Annotated in this window: 2 protein-coding genes; both read right to left on the reverse strand. The window is 31.6% G+C overall.

Annotated features, from left to right (window positions below; translation table 11 throughout):
• A partial coding sequence (locus B3J44_RS06225; RefSeq protein WP_286966869.1) for a lycopene cyclase family protein occupies positions 1-1,145 on the reverse strand: 1,145 nt, incomplete at its 3' end.
• 18 nt (positions 1,146-1,163) lie between these two features.
• Positions 1,164-1,628: a thioredoxin family protein gene (locus B3J44_RS06230; protein ID WP_286966871.1), complete on the reverse strand. Its 465-nt coding sequence runs from the start codon at positions 1,626-1,628 to the stop codon at positions 1,164-1,166.
• Between the last annotated feature and the right edge of the window lie 177 nt (positions 1,629-1,805).

The raw sequence follows: 1,805 nt of genomic DNA on the forward strand, positions 1-1,805 counted from the left end.
CTAAATAAAGCCTTTATAAATGGTACTTTCGGACATTTTAGGATCACTTGAAGATCTTCAAAAAGATTCGTTTCTTCATCTAAAAACTTAAAAATCAGTTCAGGATTTCCTTTTCGAAACAATGATGAAAAAATAGAACTTCCCAATTCGTTATGTCGATAAAGAATATCTAAAAGCAATAAATCGTAAAACCAAAACTTAGACTTTCTTTGAAAGTTCTTCATTTTAAAATCGTTGCTTTGAATAAACTCCACCAAATCGGAAGATTTTTTATCTGAGTTTTTAAAAGTATAACCTGTACTGGCTTTTGTCCAGCCGCCCGCAGTTCCAATATTAAGTACTCTTTTAGTATTTTTTTTCCAAAACGGATAACACGTCATCGGAATACTTCCCTGCTCTTTTTCTGTAATTTCATATTGATATGTTCCAAGCTTTTCCAAGTAGATCTTAATCTCATTTTCGTAGTCCTCTTTGGCAAGCAAGTTTTCAGAAAACAAAGTATACTCAACCAAAGCTTCGGTTTTTGAAGTTGGCAGAACATACATAAATCGCGTATTCCCTTTTTGTTCTACCGAAAAATCCATAAAAGTGACTTCTTCTGGATTGAAAACTTCTTCTTTTGATTTCACAAACCAACCCACAAAATGCTGTTGCAAAACAGGATATTTATTTTGCCTTTCGGCGAAAGCCTTGGTATAAATGCTATTTAAAAGATAATTACCAGTATATCGGTTTTCTTCAGTACCAACAAAAACATGCGTTTCGAGTTCATTAATGTCAGTTACCTTTTCGTTTAAAAAAGTAATATTTGAATATTGGGAAAGTGTTGTAAAAACAAAATTATAAAAATCAATTGCTTTAATTTGATTGTATTGATAAGGCTTTAAAGCCAAATGGCGATTAAAATCTTGATTAGCAAAAAGAGCTGAATTCCATTTTTTTGAAATAATCGGATTCCAAATAGAAGCTTCTTTTTCCCAAAAACACCAAGTTCTGTCATTTATTTTCTTTGAATCCTGATCAAGAAGTAAAATCGATTTATCGGAGAACTTTCCAGACAAAATCATTTTGTAAACCGTCATCAAAGATGCGAGTCCTGTTCCTGTAAAGATGTAGTCGAAATGTGGGATTTGTGAAGAATTCATTCTCAAAAATAAGAAAATTTACTTTTCCAGATTTTCTAATAACAGTTTAAAGTCTTTTAATGCTAAATAATTGTTGTACTGAAAGACAATCTCATTCTTGTCATTCAGAACACATAAAATGGGATATGACATTTGGTTGTTTATTCTCCCCAATTCTAAAGCCAGTTCATGAACGCCAACATTATTTCCTGAAGGCTGATATTTGAAAATATGATTAGCAAATGTAATATCTCGTTTTTCTTCAGCATTGAAATCAATAAAATAGAAATCGGAGTTTAGTTTTTCTATAATTTCTTGATCTTTAAAAGTTGTAGCCTTCATTCGCTGGCAAAACTGACACCAATCGGTATGGATGAAAACGATGATTTTTCGTTTTTGAATTTGTTGCAAGCTATCTATTTCTTCAAAAGTTCTGCTTTTTAATTGGCAAAATCCTGTTGAAGTTATTCCGAAAAGAATTATGAAGAAAAATAGCTTTTTCATTTTTTTGTTTTTTAGCCACAGATTAGAAGGATTAAACGGATTTTGCTTTTTCATTCTAAGCAAAGTCAAAGGTCGCGCCAATTGGAAAAGGGCTTCGACTTCGCTCAGCCTGACAAATGCAATCAAAATAAGTAAAAAATCCTTTTAATCTGTGAAATCTGTGGCTATAAAAAATCA

This window comes from Flavobacterium sp. UBA4854 (genome assembly GCF_002399805.1).
In the GTDB taxonomy this organism is placed as follows: Bacteria; Bacteroidota; Bacteroidia; order Flavobacteriales; family Flavobacteriaceae; genus Flavobacterium; species Flavobacterium ginsengisoli.